Raw genomic sequence first — 1,381 nt, 5'->3', positions numbered from 1 at the left:
CCTTTGGAGCGCGATTTAAAGTCGTAGGAACGAACATATCCGCCATCCATTCCCAATACCAAGGGTAAATCAGGTCGGGGCAATTCCTCCCAATCTCTTGGACAGCCTTCAATGTATACTCCCTTTTCTTCCCCCAACTCGTCTTCTAGGCGTTGACCAATTTTGTGTAAGTTATTCCGTACCGATGTAGTGTTTATTTCTCCTTCTATTGGTAGTACTTCCTGCAATAGTTTCACAGACAGTCCGTAAGACATCAAAGACCCAAACTTAGACTCCAGATACAATAGTTCTCTGGAAGTACGTTCTGGTAGTAAGTTGGCTACTGGATTAAAGCTACGGGTTGGTTGTTCCTGGCACGGGCAGTGAAATAGTCGAGGGCATTTGAGATGTAACTTGCCAAACAATGTGCGGTATACAATTGTGCGCTTGTCTTTATGCAACAGTTTTTGGTTACAGTGCAAACATAATTCCTGTTGAAGAGAATACTCTGCTACCTGTTGCGAGGCTAAGGTGCGTTGGAGGCTTTGTAGTAATGTTTTGGCTTCTGCTAGTTTTAGTCCCAAGTTTTCTGGTTGTAAGCAATCACGCTCAATTTGCATAATTTCTTGGACAACTTGGGGTTCTCCATTATCTGACTCCACAACTATTTGGATTTTGACTTTCACAGTATTTCCTGTTCAAATAACATCTCTTTATCCCTAGCCACATATTGCTGTAAACGTTGGTTTATTTCTTGACGGTCAAAATGGTCAACCATTAACCATTGGCGTAGTTCGTACATTTCTTCAATATTGCCAGGGATATCACCTTCTTCCAGAATTTCACTGTACCGAGAAGCTATGTATCTTACTGAGTATTCCTGCTTTTGTGCCATGAACTCCCACGGGCCACCACAGTCTTCTGGAGGGCAAGCGCGTTTACCATCAATGCACACTGGATAAAAGCAATTTGATTTTGGCGTGAGAATTGCTTCAACTCGAATTTGATGCTGCCAGTTATCACCGAAGTCATACTCGTATAAAAAACGCTCTCGCATTCGCCAACCAAAATCTGATAATTTCACTTCTTTTGGATCGTCAGAAAACTCTATTCCACCAATTTGTGCAATCCCGTAATGCTTACCGTGGATTACAAAGCGATGTAGGTGGGAATCAGTCCATCCCATTACCATCTGGATGATGTAGTGCAAATCGGCGATTGTGCTGTCGCTGCGAATTTTGACTCTACGCCAAATCATGGGACTGATGCCCAAGATAAAAATATGAAGCTGGTAAATAACAAGTTGCTCAGAATTGGTCATTGGGTCATCTTACCGCATTGCCATTCCCATCTCCCCCGAAAAAAATCGCTCTCATTGTAAGCAAGCAAATAAACATAAATT

Annotated in this window: 1 protein-coding gene and 1 pseudogene; both read right to left on the bottom strand. The window is 42.4% G+C overall.

Annotated elements, in window-relative coordinates; translation table 11 throughout:
• Positions 1-665 (bottom strand): annotated as a pseudogene (locus DP117_RS34200) (ISKra4 family transposase); the annotation flags it as partial.
• Positions 662-1,300, bottom strand: a complete 639-nt coding sequence (locus tag DP117_RS34195) for a plasmid pRiA4b ORF-3 family protein (protein ID WP_169222583.1) — start codon at positions 1,298-1,300, stop codon at positions 662-664. The pseudogene DP117_RS34200 and the gene DP117_RS34195, both read right to left, overlap by 4 nt.
• Between the last annotated feature and the right edge of the window lie 81 nt (positions 1,301-1,381).

The sequence above is a fragment of the Brasilonema sp. UFV-L1 genome (genome assembly GCF_012912105.1).
In the GTDB taxonomy this organism is placed as follows: domain Bacteria; phylum Cyanobacteriota; class Cyanobacteriia; order Cyanobacteriales; family Nostocaceae; genus Brasilonema.
Note: the sequence above shows the minus strand (reverse complement) of the source record. Positions and strands in the feature narration are given on the sequence as shown.

Excerpts from the sequence above, each read along its gene's own strand:
- DP117_RS34195 (WP_169222583.1), bottom strand. The coding sequence starts at position 1,300 with ATGACCAATTCTGAGCAACTTGTTATTTACCAGCTTCATATTTTTATC.